Genomic DNA, 24,993 nt, shown 5'->3' with positions numbered 1-24,993 from the left:
TGGCCGAATCCGGACGCGGGCCGCCCGAATCCAGGGACGGGCCGGACGAATCCGGGGCCGGTCCGCCCGCGCCGGAGCACGCGCGCACGTGGTCTCGCGCACACGGTGTACCGGCTGCGTCTCAGGGGGTTTCGGAGCCGTACCAGGCCCCGGTGACAAGCCGCGACAGGTAGCCGAAGAAGACGAAGACGGCCACCCCGAGCAGCGACGCGAGAATGACCGCGCCGAGAAGCTGCTCCGTCATCAGCCGAGCCCGGTACAGATCTATCAGTACACCGATCCCTGGGTCACCCTGTTTGAAGAAGAAGTCGCCGACCACGGCGCCGACCACGGCCAGGCCGGCCGACACCTGGAAACCCGAGAAGGTCGCCGGCAGCGCCGCGGGAAGCCTCAGCTTCACCAGCAGCACCCACCTCGGAACACGGTGCAACGCGAAGAGGTCCAGCATGCCGCGGTCGACGGACTGCAACCCGAACAGCGTGCTGCTGATGATCGGGAAGAGCGCGATCAGCACGCAGACGATCACTCGGCTGACAAAGCCGTAGTGGAACCAGAAACCGATGAGCGGCACCATCGCGAGCGTCGGAATCGTCTGCAGGATAACCGCGTACGGATACACCGAACGCTCGATCCAGCGCGCCTGGCTCATGAGGACGGCCAGCGCCATGCCGAGGACGATGGAGATCCCCAGGCCGGTCAGCGCGACCGAGGTGGACAGCCACAACGCGCGCAGCAGCTGTTCGAGGTTGTGCCGGTCGAGGAAGGCGACGTCCACGACGGCGTGCGGCGGGGGCAGCAGGAACCGGCGCTTCGGGTCGAGCAGCACCAGGCTCACCAGGTACCAGACACCGATCATGAACCAGAACATCGCCACGGGGCCGAGGACGTCCACCGACCGCCAGAACGGGCGGCGCCCGGCCCGTCCGGGGCCGGCGATCTCCGCGGGGGCGGTGGTGTCCGCGGTCATGCCGGCTCCACCGCGCGCAGCAGCCGCGAGACGCGGGCCGTCAGCCGGGTGAACTCGTCGGTGAAGCGGATGTCCGCCGACCGCGGGTAGGGGAACGGGACGTCCAGCTCGGCGACGATCCGGCCCGGTCGGGGAGACATCACGATCACCTTCGTCGACAGGAACACCGCCTCGGCGACCGAGTGCGTCACGAAGACAGCCGCCCCGAAGCGGCCCAGGCCGAACAACCGGAGCAGCTCGTCGTTGAGCCGCTCGCGGGAGAGCTCGTCGAGGGCGCCGAACGGCTCGTCGAGCAGCAGCAGCTCCGGAGCGAGCACCAGCGAGCGGGCCAGCGAGACCCGCATCCGCATGCCGCCGGACAACGACCTCGGCCGGTGCCGCTCGAACCCGGTGAGACCCACCAGCTCGATGAGCTCGGCCGCGGTGGGCCGATAGGCGTCCCGGGGGACGCCGGTCACCTCGGCCAGCATCTCGACGTTGCGCCGCACGCTGCGCCAGGGCAGCAGCGTCGGGTCCTGGAAGACGTAGCTGATCCGGTCCGTCGCCCGGTCGACCGCGCCGACCGTGGCCTCGGTGAGGCCGGAGGCCAGCCGCAGCACCGTGCTCTTCCCGCAGCCCGAGGGGCCGACCAGGCTGACGAAGTCACCGCGGCTCACGGCCAGGTCGACGCCGGTCAGGGCGGTCGTCCCGTCCGGGAAGCGCTTGCCGGCCGCCGTGAGCGTCAGCAGCGGCGCGGGGCCGGTGGGGGATGGTTCGCTCGGTGTCGACACCGCTCATCCCTCGCTGCGGGCGTCGGCGCGGCCCGAGCCGGTTCCCGCGCCCCCGCTGGAGCCGGTGGTCGCGCCCGCGCCGGCGGGGTCCGTCGCCGGCCAGGTGAAGGCGACCGTGGCGAGCTCCCGCGGGTAGACGACGGCGAACCGGCTGCCGGTGGCCTGCTCGACCACCGTCGCGGCCAGCGCGTTCTGGTGCGTCACGTCGAAGCGGACGCCCTCCCAGGGCATGACCGTCTCCGCGCCGGGCACGTTCGTCGCCACCAGCGCCGACCTGATCTGCTCCGGCTCGAGACCGCCCGCGGCGCCGATCGCCCGGGCCAGCACCATGACCGCCGTGTACGCGGCCGCGGCGGCCTCTGTCATCGGCCCGCCGTAGGCGCTCTGGTAGCGCTTCGACACCTGGGTCGCCAGCGGGTTCGCCTGCGCGACCAGCGACGACCACCCGACCTGCCGGCTCACCCGCCCGTCGAGACCGGGCATCGAGGCCAGCGGCACCGCCTCCGCCGCGGCCCCGTAGACGACGATCCCGGGCGGGGCGTAGCCGAGGCCGCCCAGCGCGTCGCCGAGCGCGCGGCCGGCACCGAGCAGCGCCCCGAAGAGCACCATGTCGGGCGCGGCGGCGCGGATCCTGCCCACCTCGTCGGTGAGGTCCCCGTCGCCCGGCGCGTAGCGCTCCTGCGCGACCAGCTCGACGTCGGTCTCCTCGGCCAGTTCCTGGAGCATGGCCTGCAGGTCGTGGCCTTCCGGCCGGTCGCCGTAAAGAACGGCCACCCGCCGACGGGCGACGCCGTCCCGTTCCGCGCCACGCAGCAGAGAAAGGAACGCGCCACCGAAGCTCCGCACGTCCGGGCCGGAACGGAAGAACCAGTTCAGCCCACGTTCTGTTAGCGCACTCAACGGAACGTCACCACTTACGAATGGTGTTCCGAGGCGTTCGGCGCGTTGGCTGGCATCCAGCGTCGCCTCGGCGTCGAACGCGCCGACCATGCCGGCGACGTGCTCTTCGGCGACCAGGCGGTCTGTAGCATCAACCGCACGCTGCCGATCGCTTTCTGTGTCCATTGTCACGATGGACAGCGAGGCGGCGCGGCTGGCGCCCCAGATGCCCGTCGAGGCGAGATCGGCGTCCGCGCCGGCATTGACGACCGAGGCGGCGAGATCCGCGCCGCGCTGAGCGTCCCGGCCGGCTTCCGCGTTCGCTCCGCCGAGCGGAGCCAACAGGCCGATCTTGACGACGCCGGAAACCCCGGTACCGTTGGAATTCGAATCCTCGGAGCAGCCGGTCGCCAGCAGCAGAACCGTAGCGATCGCAACGCTTAGGACGCGCGACCGCGACACGATGGCCATGGCTCGTCCCCCACGTCGTCATCTTCCAGGCGCACGTTCAGACACGCGGTCTCGTTCAGACACGCGGTACAGCGGTCCACGCGGTACCGCAGTCAGAGTACCGGCGTCGCGGCGCCGACAAGGACCCGCGCAATGCGAGGCCACTCTAGCCAGTTCACCCCCCGACAAGAACAACGGGAGGCAGATCAGGCCCCAACAAAGGAAGTTCCTTCCGGCTCACCCCCCTCGCATAGTGTCGACTGCACCGGGAAATACGATTTCCCGGCCGGCATGGTTGAACGTGCGCCGAGCTAGTAGGGCGCACGGACCCCGAGAGGTGGGCGACGTGGTATTGCTGCGCGGCAGAGGGCACGACGCGGCGGCGGTCTGCCGGCGGCCGTCGGGCCACCGGCCGACGCCGCCCACCACATCGGACGGGGGAGCACGATGACCGAGGCACCCGAGCTTTCCAGCCTTGAGCAGGCCGCCCCCGAGGCATCCGCGGCCCCGGGCGCGCAGGGAGCACAGGGCACCCCCGGGGCTCCCGGGTCCCGGGCCGACCGGCGCTCCCGGGCGCCTCATCGCGCCGGGTCCGGCAGGTCTCCGCGGACCGTCCGCCCCTCGGCGCGGCGGCGGCGCGCCACCCGGCTGACCCGGGTCGCCCGGGCCGGCCGGCGGGATCTGGGCGGCCGGGTCGCCGACCTGCCGGTGCGTCGCCGGCTGCTGCTGTCGATCGCGATCCCCGCCGCGGCGTTCCTCAGCGTCGCCATCCTCGGCGCCGTCACCTGGATCTCCGACGCGGCGAGCTACGGCCGCGGCGTGCACGCGGCCACCCTGGGCCGCGACATCGCGGCAACGGTCCACGAGCTCCAGATGGAGCGGGACCTCGCCGCCGGTTTCGTCGCCGGCGGGCGGCAGAACCGGCCGGACGGCGAGCAGTGGGTCAACCGGCTGGCGGCGCAGCACCGCTCGGTCGACGCGGCCGTCGCCACCGTGCGCGGCGCGCTGGCGAAGGCGTCCGACAACTTCGGCCCGGCCGCCGGCCCGGCCGCGCAGCGCGCGCTGCGTAGCCTCGACGAGCTGCCGCGCGCCCGCGCCGCGGCCGACGGCGCGGGCCTGCCCCTCGGGGCGGTGCTGAACCAGTACTCCACGACCATCGCCGATCTGCGGGAGGTCGACCGGCGGATCGGGCCGGACCGGGTCGACGGCGACCTCGGCTACACGACGACGGTGCTGCGCGACCTGTCCGAGGTGAAGGAGGTCGAGTCGCAGGTCCGGGCCGAGCTCTACGCCGTCGCCCAGGTCGGGCACTTCGACACCGGGCAGGCCGACGCGCTCTCGAGCCTGCTGGCGCAGACCGACGCCGCGCGCGCGGCGTTCCGGGACGTCGCCGACGCCGACGACCGCGCCCGCTACGACCGGGTGGTCAACGGCCAGGCCGTGCTCACCGTCGAACGGATCTCCGACCGCGCCATCAGCCGCCAGCACCTGCTCGACCTCGACGTCGACCCGGAGCAGTGGTTCGCCGCCAGCACCACCCACATCGAGCTGCTGCGCACCGTCGAGTCGGGGCTGTCGCAGAACGTCATCGACGAGGCCGACAAGCTGCGCGCGGACGCCTGGGCGCGCACGGCGCTCATCGGCGGTTTCATCATCGCGATCACGCTGGCCGCGGTGCTGCTGACCATGGCGATCGCCGCCACGATGACCCGTCCGCTGCGGGCGCTGCGCGACGGCGCGCACGACGTCGCGCACGAGCGGCTGCCGCGCATCATCGAGCAGCTGCAGACCGCCGGCGTGGGCCAGGTCGACACCAGGATCCACTCCATCGGCATCCGGTCGAAGGACGAGATCGGCGAGGTGGCCCGGACGTTCGACGACCTCCAGCGAGAGGCGGTGCGACTGGCCGCCGAGCAGGCCGTTCTGCGGCGCAGCGTCAACACTCTGTTCCTGAGCCTGTCCCGCCGCAGCCAAAGCCTCATCGAGCGCCAGCTCGCCCTCATCGACCGGCTGGAACGGGCCGAGGAGAACCCCGCGCAGCTCGAGAACCTGTTCCGGCTCGACCACCTGGCCACCCGGATGCGGCGCAACAGCGAGAACCTGCTCGTCCTGGCCGGCACCGGGCCCGGCCGGCGCCGCGCGACCCCGGTGTCGATCGCCGCCGTCCTCCAGGCCGCCGTCGGCGAGATCGAGCAGTACCAGCGGATCCAGATCGTCGAGGTGGTCGACGCCCGCATCACGGCCGGCGCGGTGAACCACGTCGTGCACCTCATCGCCGAGCTGCTGGAGAACGCCGCGCAGTTCTCGCCGCCGCATCGGCCGGTGGAGGTCGTGGCGCGCCGCTCCCCCGACGGCGGGATGGTGGTCTCGATCACCGACCGCGGCCTGGGGATGCCCTCGGCGGAGATCGCCGCCGCCAACGAGCGGCTCGCCCACCCGCCGCTGTTCGACTTCTCCGTCGCCGAGCGGCTCGGCCTGTTCGTCGTCGCCCGGCTCGCCGAGCGGCACGAGATCAGCGTCCGGCTCGACGCGGCGTCGGGCGGCGGGGTGCAGGCGATGGTCGGCCTGCCGGCGAACCTGCTGGCGAGCGCGGCCGTCCCGCGGCACGGCGAGGAGGCCGGCGCACCGCGCGGCGGCGCGGCGCTCGCGGCGGGCGGGCGGGTACAGCCGCTGGCGCTGTCCCCGAACGGTAACGGCCCGAGCGCGCCCGCGTCGCTGAACGGCCACGGCCACGGCCACGGTGCCGGTGCCGGTGCCGCCGGCCAGGTGCGCCCGGGCGCACCTGGCCCACTCCCCCAGCGGCCCCGCATGGCATCCTTCGACTCGAGCGAAGGCGGCGGGACGACCGATGAGTTCAACCGTCTCCTCGCGCTGAACGGGCTCACCGACAGGCCTGCGGGGATGCCGGCCGACCCCTTCGCCCAGCCGCCCGCGGCGGTGGCCCCGCTCCCGCCCCCCGCGCCCATCGCGCCGGCCGCGCCCCCGGAGGTTCCGGCACAGCCGGCGCCTCGCTCCCCGGCCACCCGGACGCCGGCGTCGCATGGCCTGGCTCCGCTGCCCCCGGTGGTGCCGAACCCGCCTGTGGTCCCGTGGTTCAAGCCCCGCGGGACGGCGTCCAAGGCCGAGGGTGGCACCCCGGGCACAGCCACCGCCTCCGCCGCGGCCGCAGCGGCGACGGGCGCATCCGCCGGCACCGCCGGCACCGCCGGCACCGCCGGCACCGCCGGCACCGCGGGCGAGTCGGACCTGCCGCCGATCGAGGAGGTCGTGGCCGGCCGCGCCCGCGAGCGCGAACGGGCCGCGCCGGACCCGGTCACCGCCGGCCCGCCCCCGCCTGGCTCGTCTGTTCCTGGCGAACCCTCGCCCGGCTCGATCACGCCGGACCCGCTGGTGCCGGACCCGGTGGGCGGTTCCGCGACACCGCTCCCACCCGAACCGCTCCCACCCGAACCGCTCCCGTCCGTAGCGCCCGAGACACCGTTCACCTGGTTCGACCGGCCGGCGGCGGGCGCGGAGACCCCGGCCGGACCGCCCACGGTGCCCCCCGCGGCCGCCTTCGCGCCCACCCCGCCCACATCACCCACGCCCGGCTTCGCGCCCATGCCGACCGCGCCCCCCGCGGCCGGCTTCGCGCCCACGCCGCCCACCCCCGCCGACCCGACGACGTCCATGCCCGCCGGAGCACTGCCCACCCGGCCCGCCGCGGCGCCGCTCCCGCCGCCCGTCCGCCCGGTGGTTCCGGGTGCCACCGACCGCGTGGTGCGCAGCGGAGCCGGGTGGACGGTCGCGGGCGGCGCCGCGTCCACGGGCCCGATCCCACGGCTGCAGGGCCCGCCGGAGCGGGTCGATCCCGCCGCGCTGCCAACCACCCGGGCGGGGCTGCCGATGCGCGTCCCAGCGGCCGGTGGCACCCGGTCCGGCGGCACGGGCGGGATCCCGATCGCGCCCGGGCCCGGCGGCACGGCGGCGGAGTACATCCCGGGCCCGGCGGGACGGGGCAGCACGCCGGACCGCTCCGGCTGGGAGCAGCCCGCGCCCGAGGTGCGGCCGGAGTGGATCCGGGGCCGGCTCTCCCGGCTGTACGAAGGCGTGAACCACGCCCGCGACACCGATGCCACCGATGCCACCGATTCCCGTACCACCGACTCCCGCGGCCTCGGGGGGCCCGGCGCGTCCCCTCCGGTCGTGCCCCCGGGCGCGACCCGGGCCGAACGTCCGTTCGGCTCACCCCTCGATAGGCTGGAGGACGAGTGACCGAGACGATCCCCGACAGCCCGTCACTGGACTGGCTGGTCAACAACTTCGTTGATCAGGTACCGGGCGTCGCCAACGCCATCGTCGCGTCGTCCGACGGGCATCTCCTCGCCGTCTGTGACGGTTTCCCGCGGGAGCAGGCCGGCCAGCTCGGCACCATCGCCTCCGGTCTTTTCAGCCTCACCCTGGCGGCGGCCGAGTTCGTGGACGGGGGCTCTGTCACACAGACGATCGTGGAGATGGCCCAGGGCTCGATGCTGTTGATGGCCGTCGGCGACGGATCGTGCCTCGCCGTCCTCGCGAGCAACACCTGCGACATCGGACTGGTCGGCTACGAGATGACAGTGCTGGTCAAGCGCACCCGCGACGCCTTGACCCCGGCCAGACGCCACGAACCACACGCGGGCCTCTAGCGGGACGGGAGCTCGCACCCGGTGACCGACGACTGGTCAGATCCATCCGGCGAACTCGTCCGGCCCTACACAGCCACCCGCGGGCGGGCTCACGCCAGCCGCCTGCTCGCACTCGAGGCGATGGTCTGCACGACCGCGCACGGGCAGCGCCGGCATCCGGAGCTGCTCCTCGACGAACGTTCGATCGTCGAGATGTGCCTGCGCCCGCAGTCCGTGATCGAGATCGCGGCGGAGCTGCGGCTACCGGTCGGCGTCGTACGGGTGCTGGTGACGGACGCCGAGTCGGCGGGTCTGGTGGAGATCTCGCAGCTCGACACGACCGACGCGACCCAGGAGGTTGGGCTGCTCGGCCGGGTGCTCACCGGCCTGCGGCGCCTGTAACGCCTGTGGCTCCTGGGCTCCTGGGCTCCTGGGCTCCTGGGCTCCTGGGATGTCGGGCCGTCTGGGACGTGTCACGCGGCGCCGGTTCCCGACCCCATGTGTTACAGAATCATGACGGACAGGTAATTTCCCGAGAACCCGCGCGTTCTGTGACCACCCACACTCGGCACGGGCACGCGTGCCTCACACCGAGCCGAGGACCCGGGTCACCCCGATCTCCACCACGACCCGGTCGGGGTTCACGCGAGGGGTGCGGTACCGCTCGGCGTAACGGCGCTCCGCCTCGGCGACCGACGCGGGATCGTCCCGGACGACCGCCAACCCCTCAAGCGTCGACCACCGCCCGCCGTCGACCTGACACACCGCGACCGGCACACCGACCCGACCCGACGCCGCCACGGACGCACCGCCGACCGGCTCCACACCCCGGTCAGCCAGGGAGTTCCACGGCGGCCGACCAGGCATTTCACCGTTAGCAGAAGGCTTTTCGCCCGCGCCGGAAGTCGTGGGAGGAACCGCCGCGACCCGCGAGCCCGCGCCCGCCACCGCGACCCGCCCGGCTGCGTCCAGCCCGCCGCGCCCGGCCAGCAGCCTGACCTTGCGTGACCGGCGGGACGTGATCACCCTGGCGACACCGGCCTGCACGTCCAGCGTGACGCCCACAGCGATGACGTGCGGCGTGCCGTCCGGGCGCACCGTCGTCAGGGTGCACAGATGCCGCTCACGCCAGAAGTCGAGGAACGCGGCGCCCCGGCCGCGCAGGTCGTTGGACACCCCTACACCCTCTCACCAGGCACGACAGCGGTTACCTATCCGTAAACGCGGCCCATACACCACTCAGAAACCGCGATTGCGGCTGTATCGTGCATCCGTGTCGATGATCCGAGCCTCTCGCAGGTCAACCCGCGTTTCGCGCCTCGCCGTTCCCCTCGTCCTCGTGCCCGCCCTCGCACTCGTCGCCGCCGGCTGCGGGTCCGACGATGACACCGCGGCCCCGGCCGCCACGACCACCGGTGCCGCGCCGGAATCCCACTCCATCACGGTCTTCGCCGCCGCGTCGCTCACCGAGACCTTCACCGAGCTCGGCAAGCAGTTCGAGGCCGCCCACCCGGGGACGAAGGTCGAGTTCTCCTTCGCGGCCAGCTCCGCGCTGGCGCAGCAGATCAACTCGGGTGCCCCGGCGGACGTCTTCGCCTCGGCGAGCCCGAAGAACATGACCGAGGTCGTGGACGCGGGCCACGCCAAGGACCCGACGACCTTCGCGACGAACTCACTCGAGATCGCGGTACCCAAGGACAACCCGGCCAGGATCGACGACATCGGCGACCTCGACACGCCCGGCGTGAAGGTCTCGCTGTGCGAGGCGCAGGTGCCCTGCGGCGTCGCCGCCACCACGGTCCTCGGCAAGGCGGGCGAGAAGGTCACCCCCGTCACCTACGGTCAGGACGTCAAGGCCGTGCTGACGTCCGTGCGCCTCGGTGAGGTGGACGCCGGCCTGGTGTACCGCACCGACGTGGCCGCCGCCGGCGCCGACGTGGTCGGCGTGGAGATCCCGGCGAACGTCAACGCGACGACCAGCTACCCGATCGCGGTGCTGACCGACTCCGACGAGGCCGAGACCGCGCAGCAGTTCGTCGACTCGCTGCTGTCCACCGAGGGCGCGAAGGTGCTCACCGAGGCGGGATTCGGTCCGCCGGCGTGACCCTGGGCCGTCCGGCACGGCAGGCGGCCGGTTCGACACCACCCGTGCCCGCCGCGGTGACCGGTGGTGTCGAACCGGAGCTCCCCCGACGCGGCGACGGTGCCGGCCGGGGCCGGCGGGGCGGCCGGGGCGCGCGGCGCGAGGTGCGCGTCCGCGCTCCCTGGCCGCTCGCCGTGCCGGCGGCGCTCGCCACCGTGTTCCTCCTGCTGCCACTCGTCGCACTGATCATCAGGGCTCCCTGGGAGTCGCTGCCCGATCTGCTGAGCGATCCCTCGACCAGGCACGCGCTGTGGCTGTCGGTGCGCACCGCCACCGTGACGACCGTGATCTGCGTCCTGTTCGGGGTACCGCTGGCCTGGGCGCTGGCGCGGGGCTCCTTCCCGGGGCGGGGCCTGCTGCGCGCGCTGGTCACCATCCCGCTGGTGCTGCCGCCGGTCGTCGGCGGCGTGGCGCTGCTGCTCGTACTCGGCCGGCGCGGCCTCGTCGGCAACCGCCTCGACGACTGGTTCGGGCTCACGATCCCGTTCACGACCAACGCCGTGATCATCGCGCAAACCTTCGTCGCGCTGCCGTTCCTGGTGCTGTCGGTCGAGGGCGCCCTGAGCGCCGCCGACCGCCGGTTCGAGGACGCGGCGGCCACCCTCGGCGCCAGCCGGGCGACGGCCTTCTTCCGGGTGACCCTGCCGATGGTCGCGCCGGCGGTCGCCGCCGGCGCCGTGCTGAGCTGGGCGCGGGCCCTGGGCGAGTTCGGCGCGACGATCACCTTCGCCGGCAACTTCCCGAAGACCACCCAGACGATGCCCCTCTCCGTCTACCTGGCGATGGAGACCGACCCCGACGCCGCCGTGGCGCTGTCGCTGGTGCTGCTGGTGGTCAGCATCGTCGTCCTGGTCGCCCTGCGTGGCCGCTGGTGGGACGCCCGACGAACGCAGCGCCTCGCATGACGGAGAAATCCACGGGCCTGGACGCCCGCATCGGCGTCGACCTGGGCACCCTGCGCCTCGACGCCGCGCTGACCGTCGCCCCCGGGCGCACGCTCGCCGTCCTCGGGCCCAACGGCGCCGGCAAGACCACGCTGCTGCGCGCGCTGGCCGGCCTCGTCCCGCTACGCCACGGGCAGATCACCCTGGACGGGACAGTGCTCGACGAGCCGGCCTCCGGGCGGTACGTCCCCCCGGAGCGGCGCGACGCCGGCTACGTCTTCCAGGACTACCTGCTCTTCCCGCATCTCAGCGCGGTCGACAACGTGGCGTTCGGGCCCCGGGTCCGCCACCGGACCCGGCGCGGCCCGGCCCGCGCGGCGGCGCTGGAATGGCTGGCCCGCCTGGGCCTGGCCGAGTTCGCGCACCTGCGCCCCGCCGCGCTGTCCGGCGGGCAGGCGCAACGGGTGGCACTCGCCCGGGCCCTCGCCCCCGGGCCCGGGATGCTGCTGCTCGACGAGCCCCTCTCCGCCCTGGACGCCGGCACCCGGCTCGAGGTCCGCGCCGAGATCCGCGCCCTGCTCCCCACCCTGGACGTCCCGGTCGTGATGGTCACCCACGACCCGGTGGACGCCCTGACGCTGGCCGACGAGGTGGCCGTCCTCGAAGGCGGCCGGGTGGTCCAACGAGGCGAGCCGACCGAGGTGATCACGCGTCCGCGCACGCCGTACGTGGCCCGCCTCGCCGGCCTGAACCTCTACCCGGGAACCGCCGCGAACGGCACGGTCACCCTCGGCCCGACGGCCGGCGGCGACCCTCGCACCGCCGGTGCCGGGGGCAGCGGAGGTCTGCCGGGCACGCCGGTGCACGGGGCGCTCCGGGTGGCCCCGAACGCTCCGCCCGGAGCGGTGCTGGTCGCGTTGCGGCCCGCCGAGGTCGGCGTCCACCTGCAGGAGCCGCCGCCCGAGACCCGGGTGAACGTCCTGACCGGGCCGGTGGCCTCCGTCGAGGCGCTCGGCGACCAGGTCCGGGTGCTCGTCGCCAGCACCCCGGCCATGCGGGCCGAGATCCCGGCCGCGCGACTGGGCCTGCTCCGACTGGTCCGCGGAACACCGGTCTGGCTCACGGTGCACGAGGACGCTCTCGACGTCTACCCCAGCAACGGCGCCACGATGTGATCCCCGCCCACAGCCGCAATTCCCGCCAATCAGACAAAAGCTTCCGCACATCGGGCGGCCTGCTCGCCCTTTGATTTCCTTCTCGCCCTTTCGGACCGGATTCGGCCGAGATCGACCCCGAAACGGCGAGGAAGAAACCAAAGGGCGAGTAACTGAGCCGAGCTTTCGGTCAGGTTCCGGGGCGCGGCGGGCTCGCCTCAGGTTCCGGGGGCGGGCTCGCCGTTGACCAGAACCGTGATTCCCTTGCCGAGGAACGACACCAGCCCGGCGATCCCGGCCGACTCCGGCAGCGGTGACGGGTAGTGCCAGGCGCCGTCCGTGATCACCTCGCCGCCACCACGCACCGTGTAGTAGGACGCCTGGCCCTTGTAGGCGCACACCGTGTGCGTCCCGGAACCCTCCAGGGCCTCGGCCCGGACGTCCTCGAGCGGGATGTACCAGCGGGGCGGCAGGGACGTCTCGAAGAGCTTCACCGGGCGCGCGGTCCGGGCCACCGTCTCACCACCCACCAGCACCTCGACCTGGTCGGAGGAGCGGCGGGTGTCCACCCGGTGGTAGGGGTCCCTGGGGTGGCCGAAGACCTGCTCGTCCTCCTCGTACCAGGCGTCCAGGCGGTCGAAGTAGAACGCCGCCAGCCCCGCTATGGGCGGGGCGCCCGGCACCGGCTCGGGGTAGGACCACAGCACGTTCTCCTCGACCCGGTCGCCGACCCGCAGCGTCCAGTACGAGGCGGTGCCCTTGAACGGGCAGTAGGTGTGGTGATCGGTCGGCTCCAGCAGGTCCTGCCGGATGTCCTCGAGCGGGACATACCAGACGCCCAGATGGTTGGTCTCGTACAGGATCCTGGCGCGACGGGTGTCGAGTACGGTCTGGCCGGCGAGCTCCGCCCGGACACGCTGCGCCACGTCCTCGAGGTAGAGGACGTGCGCGGGCGCGGCGGTGTCCAGGTCGAAGTTGAAGGTGCCGGCTCGGTGGCTGGCGAACGGGCCGGATCCGAGAGTCAGGCTCATGCCAGGCCCAACACGGCGGGTTCAGCACACCTTCCTGCCGTTCCACCGCCGCGGCGAACGACATCTACATGATCCGCCATCATGACCACGCGCAGCCTCGGTGGACGACCACCGGACACCCCCGGCACGACGTACCGACCACGGCTCCGGCCGCCGTGGCGGCTGGTTGTCCGGTTCGCTACAGTTTCAGACGTTGCGAGGGGGGAGATCACCCAGAGGAGTCTCCATGGCCCCGGTCCGTAAGACCGTCGCCAGCGCAGCTGCCACGGTCGCCCTGCTGGCGGCCGTCGCGTCCTGCCGGCCGGCCCCGGGCGGTCCACCAGGTGGTGGGTTCCCGATGCCGACAGCAAGCACGAGCACGTCACCCACGGCCACGCCGACGTCGTCGGTGCCGCCCACTGTGACACCGCCCCCGTCGACACCGACGGCGGCGCCCACCACCACGGATCCCACACCGCCGGCGCCGACCACGGCACCGCCGTCCACCCGGCCGCCGCGACCGCCCCGGCCGACCGATCCGCCCGGGCCGGCCGATCCGCCGGTTCCCACGAACCCGCCGGTCACGTCCGCTCCGCCGGCCCCGCCGGGGACGAGCCCTCAGGCCGACGAGGTCGTCCGGCTCACCAACGTCGAACGCGAGAAGGCCGGCTGCGGGCCGCTCGCCGTCGACACCCGTCTCACCGCCGCGGCGCAGGCGCACACCGCGGACATGGCCGCGAACGACTACTTCAGCCACGACGGCCAGGACGGCAGCTCGCCGGGTGACCGGACCAGGGCGGCCGGCTTCCCCTCGGGCTTCGTCGGCGAGAACATCGCCGCCGGGTCGACCACGCCGGCCGCGACCCTCCAGATGTGGATGAACAGCTCGGGGCACCGCGCGAACATCCTCAACTGCGACTACACCCACATCGGCGTCGGCTACGCCCAGGGCGGCTCGTACCGCTACTACTGGACGCAGGACTTCGGGAAGCTCTGACCCCGGTCTCCGTCCAGGGACCGCCGGAGCCCAGGGACCGCCGGAGCCCAGGGACCGCCGAAGCGCCAAGGCCCCGGCGGTCCCTGGACGGCGGGCGTCGACGGTGGCCGGTCGGCGCCGGACGGGGTGGCCGAAAGTCGATGCGGTGGCCCGCCGGGCGGCCGAGGTCGTAGACCTCGGAGGGATGCGGCGGCGCCGGATGGCTGCGTACTCTTCGCCTCGTGATCGGCACGACGGTGGACGCGCTGGGCCTGCGGCGGCTGCTGCGCGCCGTCCGCTCCCTGGACGAGCCCGGCCCGCCGGATGTCGGCCTGGTCGACGATCCCCGGTTCCGCTGGCTGCTGCCCGGCACGCTGATCGAGCCCGCGGACGGGCCTGCGAACGAGCCGGCGGACGGCTCCGCCCGGTCGCCTGGCCGCACGGCGCGCGACTGGGTGGTCGACGCCGTCCTGTTCGCGTTCTCGGTGGTCTGCGGGCTGCTACTGGTCGAGCAGGCCTCGCGGCGGGCCGACGTCCCGGATCCGCTGGTGCTGGCCGATCTTGTCGTGGGCCTGGCACTGTGCGGCCTGCTGTGGTGGCGGCGGCGCCGGCCGGTGACGCTGCTCCTGCTGAGCTGGCCCACCGGGCTGTTCTCCACCACAGCGTCGGCCGCGTCGGTGGTTCTGCTGTTCACCGTGGCCGTGCACTGCCGGCTGCGCACGACCTTCCTGCTGGCAGCCGTCTACTGGACGCCTGGCCTGGTGTACTTCGCGATCTGGCCGGATCCCGACCTGCCCTACGCCGGGGCGGTCGTCTTCCTGATCGTCATGCTGGCGCTGACGGTCGGCTGGGGGGTGTTCGTCCGCTCCCGGCGCCAGCTGCTGCTGTCGCTGCGCGAGCGGGCCCGGCTGGCCGAGGCCGAGCAGCGGCGCGGGGTGGCCGCGGCCAGGCAGCTCGAGCGCACCCGGATCGCCCGCGAGATGCACGACGTCCTGGGGCATCGGCTCTCGCTGCTCACGATGCACGCCGGGGCGCTGGAGTTCCACCCGGGCGCGCCACCGGAGCAGATCGCCGGTGCCGCCGGGGTGATCCGGGAGAGCGCCCACGAGGCCCTGCGGGATCTGCGGGCGGCGATCGGGGTGCTGCGCGAGGGCCCCGAGGACCCGGCGGCCCGGCCCCAACCGACCCTGGACGACCTGCCCGAGCTGGTGGACGAGTGCCGCCGGGCCGGCATGGAGATCCGGACCTACATTCACCTGGTCGAGGCGGCGAGCGCCCCCGCGATGATGGCCGGCAGCGCCTTCCGCATCGCGCAGGAGGGGCTGACCAACGCCCGGCGGCACGCCCCCGGCGCACCGGCCCGGCTGATCATCGACGGATCACCCGCCGACGGACTGCACCTCGAGATCCGCAACGCCCGCCAGCACGGCTCCGAGCTACCGTCCCGGACCGGGCTGCCGTCCTGGGCCCGGCCGGCCGGGACGGGGCTGCTCGGTCTCGCCGAGCGGGCCGCGCTGGTCGGCGGGCGGCTCGAGCACGGCCCGACCCCCGAGGGCGAGTTCCGGCTCTACGCGTGGCTGCCCTGGGAGGGATCTTGACCACCGGCCCGGCGCCGGACGGAGACGCGCCCGTCCGGGTCCTGGTCGTCGACGACGACGCGCTCGTCCGCTCCGCGCTGGCGATGATGTTCGACGGCGCCGACGGCGCGCGCATCGTCGGCGAGGCGACCGACGGCGACGAGGTCGCCGCTGCCGTCGACGCGCTGCGCCCGGACGTCGTCCTGATGGACATCCGGATGGCGCGGGTGGACGGGCTGCGGGCCACCGAGCTGCTGCTCGCCCGCGACCAGCCGCCCCAGGTCGTCGTGCTGACCACCTTCGACGCGGACGACCAGGTGCTGCGCGCGCTGCGGGCCGGCGCAAGCGGCTTCCTGCTCAAGGACACTCCGCCGGCCGAGATCGTGCGGGCGGTGCTGCGGGTGGCGGCCGGGGAGCCGATACTCTCCCCCACCGTCACCCGCCAGCTCATCGCCCGGATCGCGGCGGTGGAGGCCGCCCCGCCACCGGACGCCCCGCCACCGGCCGTCGCGGCACAGGCCGTGGCAGCGGAACGCTCGGCGGCCCGCCGCACGGCTGCCCGCCAGGCCGTCGCCCAGCTCAGCGCGCGGGAGCGGGAGGTGGCGCTTGCGGTGGGCCGGGGCCTGTCGAACGCGGAGATCGCCGGCGAGCTGTTCATGAGCGTGGCGACGGCGAAGTCGTATGTCTCCCGGCTGCTGACCAAGCTCGCCCTGAGCAACCGGGTGCAGCTCGCCCTGCTCGTCCACGACGCCGAGGAGCCCGTGGGATGACCGACGAGCGGGTCGGGTTCGCTGTCGAGGTCACCGACCTCACCGTGCGGTGCGGCGGGTCCCGTGTCGTCGACGGGGTCTCGTTCGCACTGCGTCCGGGGGTGGTCGCCGGACTGCTGGGCCGCGGCGGCGCGGGGAGGTCCACGCTCCTGGCGATCCTGGCGGCCTACGGGCGGCCGAGCGCTGGCACGGTGCGCGTCGACGGCGCCGACCCGTTCGAGGACCCGCGCCTGATGAGCGAGATCTGCCTGGTCCGCGAGCAGGCGGACGTCGAGCGTTCGCTGCCGGTCGGCGAGGCGCTCTCGATCGCCGGTGACCTGCGCCCGCGTTGGGACGCCGCCCTCGCCGACCGCCTCGCGGCGCGGTTCGGCCTGGACCGGCGGGCCAAGGCCCGCGATCTCTCCCGGGGCGGCCGCACCGCCCTGTCGCTGGTCATCGGGCTGGCCGCCCGGGCGCCGCTCACGATCTTCGACGAGCCGCATCTGGGCCTGGACGCCCCGTCGCGGGCCGCGTTCCACGAGGAGCTGCGCGCCGACCACCGGCGCCATCCCCGCACGGTCGTGCTCTGCACCGACCTGATCGACGAGATCGCCCCGCTGCTCGAGGAGGTCGTGATCCTCGACCGGGGACGGCTGCTCCTGCACACCACCGCGGACGAGGCCCGCGCGCTGGGCCACGAGATCACCGGGCCGGTGGACGCGGTCGGGGCGCTGGTCGGCGACGCGCGGGTCCTCGCCCAGCGCCAGCTCGGGTCGACCAGGTCCACGACCGTGCTCGGCCCGATCCCGCGGCTGGCGGCGGCGCCACGGGAGGTCGAGATCGGCCCGGTCTCCCTGCAGGATCTGGTCAGCCACCTCACCGGCGGGGAGACGACGCGACGATGAGCGATCTCATGGTCCCGGAACCGGTCGCACCACCGGCGGCGCGGCGCGGCGGCGGGCCGGCCCCGCTGGTGCACACCGCGGCGGTGACGACCGGTGGCACGCTGGCCTGGGTGGGCTGGGTGTGGCTGCTGGCGGCGCTCGGCTACGGCGCCGCGGTCGCCGTCATATCGTTCGTCGGCGAGCGGGACACCTCGCTGTGGCAGGTGGCCGTCGCCACCTGGCAGCGCTGGCTGATGCTGGCCGCCGGCACGACCATGACCACGACGTTCGCGCCGATGCTCATCACCAACGGCGTCACCCGGGCTCGGCTGGCCCGTTCGGTGGTCGTGTGCGCGGTGGCGGTCGGCCTGCTGGGCGGGCTCTTCCTCGGGGCCGGGTTCGCCGTCGAGAGCGTGGTCTTCGCCGGGTTCGGGTGGCCGCGGGCGCTGTCGAACGGGGTCTCGTTCGACAGCGCCGCGGCGGTGTGCCGGCTCGGCGCGGCCTACGGCCTCGGTCTCTCGGCCTGGTTCGTCTCCGGCTGGCTGGCCGGGCTGGCCCGGCACGTGCGCGAGTCGGCGTTCGTGATCCTGCTCGTCCCGGCGCTGGTGCCGGCGGTGCTCGCCGAGGGGCTCGTGCTCGGCGGTGTCGGCGCCTTCGCGCTGCCGTTCATCCCCGACTGGCGGTTCCCGTTCGCCGTGGGCGCGCCGGTCGTCGTCACGGTGCTGGGCCTGGCCTGCGTGGCCGGCGTGCGCGCGTCCAGGGAGATCATCCTCGTCCGCCGCTGACGGCGTGCGCTGCGCCCCGCTGGCGCTCGATGCGCCCCGCTGGCGCTCGATGCGCCCCGCTGGCGCTCGATGCGCCCCGCTGGCGCTCGACGTCCCGTGCTCAGCGTTCGACGTGGCCCAGCGGCCGGCCGGGGGCGATCCTGTCCCGCAGCGCGCGCTTGACGGCGGACGGCTCGGGGAAGCCCTGCTCGCCGCGGTCCCAGATCACCTCACCGCCCAGCCGGACGGTGAACACCCCACCGGTGCCGGGCACGAGGGCGACCGCGCCGAGATCCGCCTCGAACGTGGTCAGCAGCTCCTGGGCGAGCCAGGCCGCCCGCGGGAGCCATCTGCACCGGGTGCAGTACTCGATCTCGACCCGGGGCCGTGTGCCGGCCGAGCCGTCAGCGTCCACGGCGCTCACCCCCGCCGTGTCCATACCCACCACGCGGGCGGTCAGGCGCCGAGCATCGCCAGCCACTGCCGGGAGCTGGTCGGCCGGAAGACGTAGTTCATCTTGCGCACCACGCCGAGCTCCGCGGCGGACTCCGCCGAGTACCGGTGACCCGGGTAGACGGTGACGTCGTCGGGCAGCGCGCCCAGGCGGCGCAGGCTGTCGTACATCGCCGCGGCGTCCCCGCCCGGGAAGTCCATCCGCCCGCAACCCTCGAGGAACAGAGTGTCCCCGGCGACGAGCCGCCCGTCCACGAGGAAGCACTGGCTGCCCGGGGTGTGACCGGGGGTGTGCAGCAGGCGGATGTCCACCGCGCCGACGGTGACCACGTCGTCGTCGCCGTGCTCGACGAGCTCGGCGGCCCCCACGCCCGTCCCGCGCCGCACCCACTCGGCCTCATCCCGCTGCAGGTGGATCGGGACGGATGTGCGCTCCAGCAGCTCGCGGATCCCCTCCAGCTCGATGCCGAAGGCCGTGCCGCCGACATGGTCGGCGTGGTGGTGGGTGACCAGCGCCCCGGTCAGCCGCATGTCGTCGGCGGCCAGCACGTCGAGCAGGTCGCCCACCCGGTAGGCGGGGTCGACCACGACGGCCTCGCCCGTCCCCCGGTCACCGATGAGGTAGACGAAGTTGACCATCTGGGTCGCGGCGGGATCACCCACCGCGAAGTCGCGGCCGGACAGCAACTGGCGGAAGTACAGGCGATCGCTCACACCGCGAGCCTACGGAGCGCCGGGCCCGCACTCCAGAACCGGTGGAGCGGGCGGACCGTCACCCACCACGTGCCATCGCGGGGCGGGGCGGCGTGGGCCGAGGCTGGTGAGCCCCGCACGCCGGTCGAACCGACACCAAATAAAAATAAACTCACTCAGCAAAAGATGTTGGGAGCGGGCACGATCGTCACCGGCGCGGGCGTGGACGTGCCCGTCGGCCCGGAGGCGCAGGTGGCCCTGCGGTGCCTGCTGACCGTGTCGACCGTCGGAGCGATCGCCCTCGGCGTGCAGAGGTGGCGCCCCGAGCCCCGCGCGCCGTGGGTGCTCCTTGCCGTCACCCAGGGCCTTTACACCGTCGCCGACGCCATCTTCTATACAAATCTCATCGTATTTCACAATTGCAATATTTCCATCGCTGGCCGATCTGTTCTACATCGGCCGCTACCCGTTTGCGATCGCGGCGCTGGCACTGCTGTTCCGGCAGCGGGCACCCGGCCGCAATCTCTCGGCGGTGCTGGACACTACGTCCATCGCCGTCGCCATGTCGCTGTTGTACTGGCTCTATGTGATCACACCCTACGAGCGGGCGACCTCAGGGCAGCTCGCCCAGCTGGCCTCGGTCGCCTTTCCCGTGATGGACCTCGGCCTGCTCGTCATGTCGCTGATACTGGTGCTCGCGCCCGGCCGCCGGCCGGCCTCGTTCGTCCTGCTGGTCGCCAGCCTGGTGGTCACCCTGGCCTCCGACGTCCTGTGCACCATCTCGGCGCTGGGCGGCAGGTACGTCGTCGCGGACGTCACCGAGTCCCTCTGGGCCCTCGGGGACGTGCTGGTCGCCGCCGCCGCGCTGCACCCGTCGATGGCGGACCTGTCGTGCTCCCCGCAGGTCGACGACCGACGGCTCGGTCCCGGCAGGCTCGCCGCACTGCTGGCGGCCGCGCTGGTCACTCCGGTGCTCCTGCCGGCCGAGGCGACCGGTCACCCACCCAGATCAGGATCATCGCGCTCGCCGATGTCCGCCAGCAGGCGCCGCCGGCTGCGCGCGCCGACCAGCTTCGTGACCGTCTCACCGCCCCGGACGACCACCAGGGTCGGCATGGCCAGCACACCGTAGGCGATCGCCGTCTGCGGGCTGGCATCGGCGTCCACCTCTACGACCCGCAGCCGGTCGGCGAGGTCGGCCGCGATCTGGGCGAGGACCGGCCGCATCATCCGGCACGGCGGGCACCACTCGGCGGAGAAGTCGACGAGGACGGGTAGCGGCGACCGCAGGACGATCTCGTCGAACGTGGTGTCGTCGGCGTGCCACACGGTTCCGGCGGGCGCGGCCGGCGCCGACCGGTCCTGGACATCGGACGTGATCATGATCAGCTCCTTCGTCGTCATCGGGTCTGCGGCGGGTAGAGCGAGCACCCCGGGACACCCTGCGGCGGCGCTGCCGGCCAGGGCGGGCCGTCAGCCGGTTCGGCTCCGGACGGCTCGGCCGTGTCCCGCGCCATCGCGAGCTGGGCGGCGAGCCGTTCTCGGGAGCGCAGGAGCCGGGCGACGTAGTCGTCGATCTGGGCGATCTTGCGCCGGTAGCCCTCGATCGAGTCCGGGCAGGAGGCCGCCGTCTCGTTCCCGGCCCGCAGGCACTCGACGAACGGACGGGTCTCCTCCAGCGCGAACCCGTCCGCGAGCAGCGCCCTGATCTCCTCGACAGCTCGCAGGTCCGCGTCGCTGTAGTCCCGGTAGCCGTTGGCCAGCCGCCGGGTGGCGAGCAACCCCTGGTCCTCGTAGTGCCGCAGCGCCCGGGGACTCGTCCCCGCCCGTCGTGCCAGCTCACCGATGCGCATCCCGACCTCCTCCGCACCGACGCTAGACGTTGACGTCCGTGTGAAGGCAAGCTCTGTCTCCGCCCGCGCGGTACTCGCCGACCCGGCCGCGGTGACCGAACGCGGCCTGCTCACCGGACGGACCGGGCTGCGTCCGGGTCTCAGCGCGCTGTGACCAGGGGACGCGGACCGCGGTCAGGCGGCGCACCGGCCGGTGGACGCGTCAGTGCCCGGCGAAGAAATCCAGGATGGCGGCCGTCGCCTGGTAGGAGCGGCCGGCCGGGGAGTCGGCGCGGTCGGCGAGCGCGTCGGGGCTGCTCGGCCACGCGTGCGTCCCGCCGACGACGGTGTCGAGGACGACCTCGGCGCCGCCCGCGCAGCCGGTGTGGCGCATCCGCTCCACTCCCATCCCGACCACGGTGCGCAGCACGGCGGACGCGCAGGCGTATCGGCGTGCGTACTCGTCGATCACCTGGGTCGCGGCCGGGACCCGGGTGGTGGAACCGCTGATCACGCCCCCGGCATACGGCACGGACGGGTCAGCCGTCCCGTGGACCGCCATGGTCGCGGGAGCGGCGCCGGGCGGGCAGGTCGCGAGGCTGGTCGAGGAGACCATCGCGACGCCGGCGAACCGTGGCGCCTGGCGGCACACCAGCGCGGCGGCGAACTCGGCGCCGTTCGAATGCCCCGCGGCGTAGACCCGGCCGGGGTCGAGACACAGGTGGGCACCAAGGTCGTCGAGCAGCGCGGCGACGAAGCCGAAGTCGTCGGCCGTCTCCGGCGCGGCCGGGGTGTTCCAGCGGCGCGGTTCGCCGAGCGCGTCCGGCGTCACGACGACGAAGCCGCGATCGGCACCGAGCCGGCCCATTCCGCTCCGGGCCTCCTGGGTCTCCTTGCTCGCCTTGAAACCGTGGAAGTCGACGACGACCGGCGCCGGGGTCCGTCCGTCGTAGCCGGTCGGCAGGGCGAGGAGATAGGTGCGCTCGGCGGCGTCGTGCGACAGGTGCCGCGGGCCCACGGCAGGCGCGGTGGCGGGGTCCGCCGCGCAGCCGGCCGTGCTCGCCGCCGCCGCCCCGGCCGCCCCGGCCGGCGCGGCAGCCCGTCCCGCCGGCGCGGACTGAGCAGGCGGGGACTGGGCAGGCGGGGACTGGGCAGGCGGGGACTGGGTGGACGAGCCAGGCGTGACCGCTCCCGCGGAACCGGGCTCGGCAGGCCGGCCGCCGCCCGCGCCACACGCGGTCAGGAACACCAGGGCGGCCGTCGCGCACAGGATTCGGCTGATCCACCTGTCACCCGATTTTCCGGCCACGTCCGGACATTACGTCCCATCCCCCGGGGAATGATCCCCCCGGCGAGGACACGAAGCCGACAACAAAGGCAACCTCGGACGAGCCGGCCGCCCGGCGAAGAGCTACATTCGCCGGGTGACGGACCAGGTGACGGGGCCGCCGGGCGCAATGCCCGCGCCGATTCCGGAACAGCCTGTCCGCCCGGACGACGACGTGCCCGAGCCGATTCCGGCGGTGAGCCAACCGATTCCCACGGGCTCTGTTCCGGCCGGCTCTGTTCCCGCGAGCCCTGTCCCCGCGAGCCCTGTCCCCGCGGGCCATGTGACACCCGGCCAGCTCGCCTACTGGCGGCGTTCCGGCCTGCTTCGCCCCGGCCGCGGCGAGCTGACGCAGGCGCGGGCGATCGCGGCACTGCGCCGGGCCGGGCTCAGCCTGCGTCACATCCGGGGGGCCGCCGAGCGGCTGCGCCTCCTGCCCGGCGCCGAGCCGGCCGCCGGCTGGGATCCCGCCCGCCACGGGATGGCGGCCGCCTACGGCGGGGCCGCGGTGCACGCCGGTCGGGCGGAGCCGTCCCAGCTGCGGTTCGCCGTGCACGGCCAGGAGCTCTTCGTGCAGCGCGACGGCGGGGCCTGGGAGGGCGACCGCGCGCCCGGCCAGCTCATCCTGGACGGCGTGGTCCCGTTCGTCCCGGTGGACGGCGTGGCGGTGGGCCCGCTGCCCGGCGGGGTGCCACCGGGCGGGCCGGACCCGGCCGGCCCGCGGCGGCGGGCGGCCGGCGCGGTGCGCCGGGTCCGCGCCGCCGCGCCGTCCGACCGCGACCAGATCCGCCTGTTCCTGACCCGCGAGCGCGACCTCGATCTCGGCGACCTCGACCTCGGCGACTTCGTGATCGATGACGCGACCCGCCCGGACGTCCGCGAGTCACGCCCTCCGGCGTTGCGCGGCGATTCCCGCGCGAACGACGTTTCCGCCACGAACTTCGCTTCCGGCACAAACATCACGGAGCACCCGGGGCGACCGCTGCACCGGAACTAGACTGAGCGCGTGACCGGACGCAGGCGACGCATCGAAACACTCCCGGCAACCCACCCGGCGCGTTGATGGCGGCGGGCGAGAACCCGGCCGGCCAGGCACATCCAGGCTCCGGCGGCGGCCAGGGCGAGCGCGGCAACCCCGGCGGCGGGCGCGGTGCGCCCCGGGCCGTGCTGCTGACCGTCGACGACGACGTGAGCGTCTCCCGCGCCGTCGCCCGCGACCTGCGCCGGCGGTACGGCGGGACGTACCGGATCGTGCGTGCCGAGTCGGGGGCGCAGGCGCTGGAGGCGCTGCGCGAGATCAAACTGCGCGGCGACGCGGTCGCCGTCCTGCTCGCCGACTACCGCATGCCCGGGATGAACGGCATCGAGTTCCTCGAGCAGGCGATGGACCTGTTCCCGGCCGCGCGGCGCGTGCTGCTGACCGCCTACGCCGACACCGAGGCCGCGATCGACGCCATCAACGTCGTCGACCTCGACCACTACCTGCTCAAGCCGTGGGACCCGCCGGAGGAGAAGCTCTACCCGGTGCTCGACGCGCTGCTCGACGCGTGGCGCGCCGCCGACCACCGGCCGGTCGCCGAGACCAGGGTGGTCGGGCACCGCTGGTCGGCCCGCTCGTATGAGGTGCGCGACTTCCTGGCCCGCAACCAGGTCCCCTACCGCTGGTATCTGGCCGACGAGCCGGAGGGCTCGCGGCTACTCACGGCCGCCGGCGCGGACCCGGAGTCGCTGCCCTGCGTCATCACGACCGACGGCTCGGCGCTGACCGACCCGACCGACACCGAGCTCGCCGCCCAGGTCGGTCTCGCGACCGCCCCCACCGGCGACTTCTACGACCTCGTCGTGGTCGGCGGCGGCCCGGCCGGCCTCGGCGCGGCGGTGTACGGCGCCTCCGAGGGCCTGCGGACGGTGCTCCTCGAGCGGCACGCGACCGGCGGCCAGGCCGGCCAGAGCTCGCGGATCGAGAACTACCTGGGCTTCCCGGACGGCGTCTCCGGCTCCCAGCTCACCGACCGGGCCCGCCGCCAGGCCGTGAAGTTCGGCGCCGAGCTGCTCACCGCCGCCGACGTCGTGACACTGGAGGCCGCCGGCCCGGCCCGCCGGCTGCTCCTCGCCGACGGCGGCCAGATCGACGCGCACACGGTGATCCTCGCCACCGGCGTCTCCTACCGCCAGCTCGCCGCCCCCGGCCTGACCGAGCTGACCGGCCGGGGCGTCTTCTACGGCTCCGCGCTGACGGAGGCGCCGAGCTGCTCCGGCCAGGACGTCTACGTCGTCGGCGGGGCGAACTCCGCCGGCCAGGCCGCGATGTACTTCTCCCGGCACGCCCGCTCGGTGACGATGCTGGTGCGCGGCAAGTCGCTCGAGGCGTCCATGTCGCACTACCTCATCCAGCAGATCGCGGCCGTGCCGACGATCACGGTCCGGGTGTGCACCGAGGTCGTCTCCGCGCAGGGCACCGACCACCTGGAGAGCCTCGTCCTGCGGGACAACAGCACCGGTCAGGCCGAGCAGGTCGACTCCCAGTGGCTGTTCGTCTTCATCGGTGCCGCCCCGCGCACCGACTGGCTGGACGGCGTCGTCGTACGCGACGAGCACGGGTTCGTCGTCGCCGGGCCGGATCTCGTCGTCGACGGGCAGCGTCCGTCCGGCTGGGATCTCGACCGCGACCCGTACCACCTGGAGAGCAGCGTGCCAGGCGTGTTCGTGGCCGGCGACGCGCGCGCCGAGTCGGTGAAACGGGTGGCCTCGGCCGTCGGCGAGGGGGCCATGGCCGTCGCGCTCGTGCACCGTTACCTCGCGAAGCGCTGATACCTCGCGAAGCGCTGGCCCGAG

The 24,993-nt window shown here is 73.8% G+C and carries 23 protein-coding genes; 13 read left to right on the top strand and 10 right to left on the bottom strand.

Features of this window, described 5'->3' with window-relative positions; translation table 11 throughout:
• Nucleotides 1–121: 121 nt before the first annotated feature.
• From FRANEAN1_RS11185 to FRANEAN1_RS11175, 3 genes are all read right to left on the bottom strand, one after another.
• Nucleotides 122–868, bottom strand: coding sequence for an ABC transporter permease (locus FRANEAN1_RS11185; protein WP_347177221.1), 747 nt, complete (start codon nt 866–868; stop codon nt 122–124).
• A 95-nt stretch (nt 869–963) separates the two neighbouring features.
• Nucleotides 964–1,695 carry an ABC transporter ATP-binding protein gene (locus tag FRANEAN1_RS11180; RefSeq protein ID WP_347177220.1) on the bottom strand — a complete coding sequence of 244 codons (732 nt, stop codon included), beginning with the start codon at nt 1,693–1,695 and terminating at the stop codon, nt 964–966.
• 45 nt (nt 1,696–1,740) lie between these two features.
• On the bottom strand, nt 1,741–3,087 hold the full coding sequence (locus tag FRANEAN1_RS11175) for an ABC transporter substrate-binding protein (RefSeq protein ID WP_020459880.1): 1,347 nt from the start codon (nt 3,085–3,087) through the stop codon (nt 1,741–1,743).
• A 426-nt stretch (nt 3,088–3,513) separates the two neighbouring features.
• On the opposite strand from FRANEAN1_RS11175, the gene FRANEAN1_RS11170 reads away from it, so the two are divergent.
• The 3 genes from FRANEAN1_RS11170 to FRANEAN1_RS11160 are packed head-to-tail and all read left to right on the top strand — an operon-like array spanning nt 3,514 to nt 8,114.
• Nucleotides 3,514–7,320: a nitrate- and nitrite sensing domain-containing protein gene (locus FRANEAN1_RS11170; RefSeq protein ID WP_020459879.1), complete on the top strand. Its 3,807-nt coding sequence runs from the start codon at nt 3,514–3,516 to the stop codon at nt 7,318–7,320.
• Nucleotides 7,317–7,733, top strand: a complete 417-nt coding sequence (locus FRANEAN1_RS11165) for a roadblock/LC7 domain-containing protein (RefSeq protein WP_020459878.1) — start codon at nt 7,317–7,319, stop codon at nt 7,731–7,733. Before FRANEAN1_RS11170 ends, FRANEAN1_RS11165 begins: the two co-directional genes overlap by 4 nt.
• Nucleotides 7,734–7,754: 21 nt before the next feature.
• Complete coding sequence (locus FRANEAN1_RS11160; protein ID WP_020459877.1) at nt 7,755–8,114, top strand: DUF742 domain-containing protein; 360 nt, start codon at nt 7,755–7,757, stop codon at nt 8,112–8,114.
• A gap of 183 nt (nt 8,115–8,297) precedes the next feature.
• On the opposite strand, the gene FRANEAN1_RS11155 is transcribed toward FRANEAN1_RS11160, so the two are convergent.
• Nucleotides 8,298–8,888: a pyridoxamine 5'-phosphate oxidase family protein gene (locus FRANEAN1_RS11155; protein WP_020459876.1), complete on the bottom strand. Its 591-nt coding sequence runs from the start codon at nt 8,886–8,888 to the stop codon at nt 8,298–8,300.
• 103 nt (nt 8,889–8,991) lie between these two features.
• Between FRANEAN1_RS11155 and modA the strand changes: the two genes are divergently transcribed.
• The 3 genes from modA (at nt 8,992) to FRANEAN1_RS11140 (ending at nt 11,914) form a co-directional block, all read left to right on the top strand.
• A complete protein-coding gene (gene modA, locus FRANEAN1_RS11150; protein ID WP_020459875.1) occupies nt 8,992–9,816 on the top strand; it encodes a molybdate ABC transporter substrate-binding protein in 825 nt (274 codons plus the stop codon).
• Nucleotides 9,817–9,959: 143 nt separating this feature from the next.
• Nucleotides 9,960–10,760, top strand: a complete 801-nt coding sequence (locus FRANEAN1_RS11145) for an ABC transporter permease (protein ID WP_347177219.1) — start codon at nt 9,960–9,962, stop codon at nt 10,758–10,760.
• Nucleotides 10,757–11,914: an ABC transporter ATP-binding protein gene (locus FRANEAN1_RS11140; RefSeq protein WP_020459873.1), complete on the top strand. Its 1,158-nt coding sequence runs from the start codon at nt 10,757–10,759 to the stop codon at nt 11,912–11,914. Before FRANEAN1_RS11145 ends, FRANEAN1_RS11140 begins: the two co-directional genes overlap by 4 nt.
• A 197-nt stretch (nt 11,915–12,111) precedes the next feature.
• On the opposite strand, the gene FRANEAN1_RS11135 is transcribed toward FRANEAN1_RS11140, so the two are convergent.
• Nucleotides 12,112–12,924 (bottom strand): DUF427 domain-containing protein, encoded by an 813-nt coding sequence (locus tag FRANEAN1_RS11135; protein ID WP_020459872.1) that lies wholly within the window; start codon nt 12,922–12,924, stop codon nt 12,112–12,114.
• Nucleotides 12,925–13,150: 226 nt separating this feature from the next.
• Here FRANEAN1_RS11135 and FRANEAN1_RS11130 point away from each other — a divergent pair, with 226 nt between their 5' ends.
• The 5 genes from FRANEAN1_RS11130 (at nt 13,151) to FRANEAN1_RS11110 (ending at nt 17,874) form a co-directional block, all read left to right on the top strand.
• Nucleotides 13,151–13,900 (top strand): CAP domain-containing protein, encoded by a 750-nt coding sequence (locus tag FRANEAN1_RS11130; RefSeq protein ID WP_041254009.1) that lies wholly within the window; start codon nt 13,151–13,153, stop codon nt 13,898–13,900.
• A gap of 221 nt (nt 13,901–14,121) precedes the next feature.
• On the top strand, nt 14,122–15,477 hold the full coding sequence (locus FRANEAN1_RS11125) for a histidine kinase (RefSeq protein WP_347177080.1): 1,356 nt from the start codon (nt 14,122–14,124) through the stop codon (nt 15,475–15,477).
• The gene (locus FRANEAN1_RS11120; RefSeq protein ID WP_083788199.1) at nt 15,453–16,226 is read left to right on the top strand and encodes a response regulator transcription factor; all 774 of its coding nucleotides are present in this window, start codon (nt 15,453–15,455) and stop codon (nt 16,224–16,226) included. The genes FRANEAN1_RS11125 and FRANEAN1_RS11120 overlap by 25 nt, the downstream gene beginning before the upstream one ends.
• A complete protein-coding gene (locus FRANEAN1_RS11115) occupies nt 16,223–17,110 on the top strand; it encodes an ATP-binding cassette domain-containing protein (protein WP_020459868.1) in 888 nt (295 codons plus the stop codon). Before FRANEAN1_RS11120 ends, FRANEAN1_RS11115 begins: the two co-directional genes overlap by 4 nt.
• Entirely contained in the window at nt 17,107–17,874 is a 768-nt protein-coding gene (locus FRANEAN1_RS11110) for a hypothetical protein (RefSeq protein ID WP_020459867.1), read from the top strand. Before FRANEAN1_RS11115 ends, FRANEAN1_RS11110 begins: the two co-directional genes overlap by 4 nt.
• Before the next feature lie 100 nt (nt 17,875–17,974).
• Here the strand turns inward: FRANEAN1_RS11110 and FRANEAN1_RS11105 are convergent, their stop codons facing one another.
• The 5 genes from FRANEAN1_RS11105 to FRANEAN1_RS11080 all read right to left on the bottom strand — a co-directional run bounded on the left by FRANEAN1_RS11105 (nt 17,975) and on the right by FRANEAN1_RS11080 (nt 22,140).
• Nucleotides 17,975–18,292 (bottom strand): SelT/SelW/SelH family protein, encoded by a 318-nt coding sequence (locus FRANEAN1_RS11105; RefSeq protein WP_049795934.1) that lies wholly within the window; start codon nt 18,290–18,292, stop codon nt 17,975–17,977.
• Nucleotides 18,293–18,309: 17 nt separating this feature from the next.
• Nucleotides 18,310–19,020, bottom strand: coding sequence for an MBL fold metallo-hydrolase (locus tag FRANEAN1_RS11100; protein WP_020459865.1), 711 nt, complete (start codon nt 19,018–19,020; stop codon nt 18,310–18,312).
• Between the two features lie 975 nt (nt 19,021–19,995).
• Nucleotides 19,996–20,382 carry a thioredoxin family protein gene (locus FRANEAN1_RS11090; RefSeq protein WP_049795933.1) on the bottom strand — a complete coding sequence of 129 codons (387 nt, stop codon included), beginning with the start codon at nt 20,380–20,382 and terminating at the stop codon, nt 19,996–19,998.
• A 17-nt stretch (nt 20,383–20,399) separates the two neighbouring features.
• Nucleotides 20,400–20,852, bottom strand: a complete 453-nt coding sequence (locus FRANEAN1_RS11085) for a MerR family transcriptional regulator (RefSeq protein ID WP_020459863.1) — start codon at nt 20,850–20,852, stop codon at nt 20,400–20,402.
• A gap of 202 nt (nt 20,853–21,054) precedes the next feature.
• A complete protein-coding gene (locus FRANEAN1_RS11080; protein ID WP_020459862.1) occupies nt 21,055–22,140 on the bottom strand; it encodes a PHB depolymerase family esterase in 1,086 nt (361 codons plus the stop codon).
• A 301-nt stretch (nt 22,141–22,441) separates the two neighbouring features.
• Here FRANEAN1_RS11080 and FRANEAN1_RS11075 point away from each other — a divergent pair, with 301 nt between their 5' ends.
• Together FRANEAN1_RS11075 and FRANEAN1_RS11070 are read left to right on the top strand one after the other, a co-directional pair.
• The gene (locus tag FRANEAN1_RS11075; protein ID WP_020459861.1) at nt 22,442–23,155 is read left to right on the top strand and encodes a hypothetical protein; all 714 of its coding nucleotides are present in this window, start codon (nt 22,442–22,444) and stop codon (nt 23,153–23,155) included.
• Nucleotides 23,156–23,220: 65 nt separating this feature from the next.
• Nucleotides 23,221–24,969: an FAD-dependent oxidoreductase gene (locus FRANEAN1_RS11070; RefSeq protein ID WP_020459860.1), complete on the top strand. Its 1,749-nt coding sequence runs from the start codon at nt 23,221–23,223 to the stop codon at nt 24,967–24,969.
• Nucleotides 24,970–24,993 lie beyond the last annotated feature (24 nt).

The sequence above is a fragment of the Parafrankia sp. EAN1pec genome, from assembly GCF_000018005.1.
In the GTDB taxonomy this organism is placed as follows: Bacteria; Actinomycetota; Actinomycetes; order Frankiales; family Frankiaceae; genus Parafrankia; species Parafrankia soli.
The sequence above is the reverse complement of the archived record's forward strand: the minus strand, read 5'-3'. Positions and strand labels throughout refer to the sequence as shown.

Excerpts from the sequence above, each read along its gene's own strand:
- FRANEAN1_RS11185 (WP_347177221.1), bottom strand. The coding sequence starts at position 868 with ATGTTCTGGTTCATGATCGGTGTCTGGTACCTGGTGAGCCTGGTGCTG.
- FRANEAN1_RS11090 (WP_049795933.1), bottom strand. The coding sequence starts at position 20,382 with ATGATCACGTCCGATGTCCAGGACCGGTCGGCGCCGGCCGCGCCCGCC.
- FRANEAN1_RS11175 (WP_020459880.1), bottom strand. The coding sequence starts at position 3,087 with ATGGCCATCGTGTCGCGGTCGCGCGTCCTAAGCGTTGCGATCGCTACG.
- FRANEAN1_RS11130 (WP_041254009.1), top strand. The coding sequence starts at position 13,151 with ATGGCCCCGGTCCGTAAGACCGTCGCCAGCGCAGCTGCCACGGTCGCC.
- FRANEAN1_RS11085 (WP_020459863.1), bottom strand. The coding sequence starts at position 20,852 with ATGCGCATCGGTGAGCTGGCACGACGGGCGGGGACGAGTCCCCGGGCG.
- modA (WP_020459875.1), top strand. The coding sequence starts at position 8,992 with ATGATCCGAGCCTCTCGCAGGTCAACCCGCGTTTCGCGCCTCGCCGTT.
- FRANEAN1_RS11070 (WP_020459860.1), top strand. The coding sequence starts at position 23,221 with ATGGCGGCGGGCGAGAACCCGGCCGGCCAGGCACATCCAGGCTCCGGC.
- FRANEAN1_RS11105 (WP_049795934.1), bottom strand. The coding sequence starts at position 18,292 with ATGGACACGGCGGGGGTGAGCGCCGTGGACGCTGACGGCTCGGCCGGC.
- FRANEAN1_RS11140 (WP_020459873.1), top strand. The coding sequence starts at position 10,757 with ATGACGGAGAAATCCACGGGCCTGGACGCCCGCATCGGCGTCGACCTG.
- FRANEAN1_RS11115 (WP_020459868.1), top strand. The coding sequence starts at position 16,223 with ATGACCGACGAGCGGGTCGGGTTCGCTGTCGAGGTCACCGACCTCACC.
- FRANEAN1_RS11110 (WP_020459867.1), top strand. The coding sequence starts at position 17,107 with ATGAGCGATCTCATGGTCCCGGAACCGGTCGCACCACCGGCGGCGCGG.
- FRANEAN1_RS11170 (WP_020459879.1), top strand. The coding sequence starts at position 3,514 with ATGACCGAGGCACCCGAGCTTTCCAGCCTTGAGCAGGCCGCCCCCGAG.
- FRANEAN1_RS11135 (WP_020459872.1), bottom strand. The coding sequence starts at position 12,924 with ATGAGCCTGACTCTCGGATCCGGCCCGTTCGCCAGCCACCGAGCCGGC.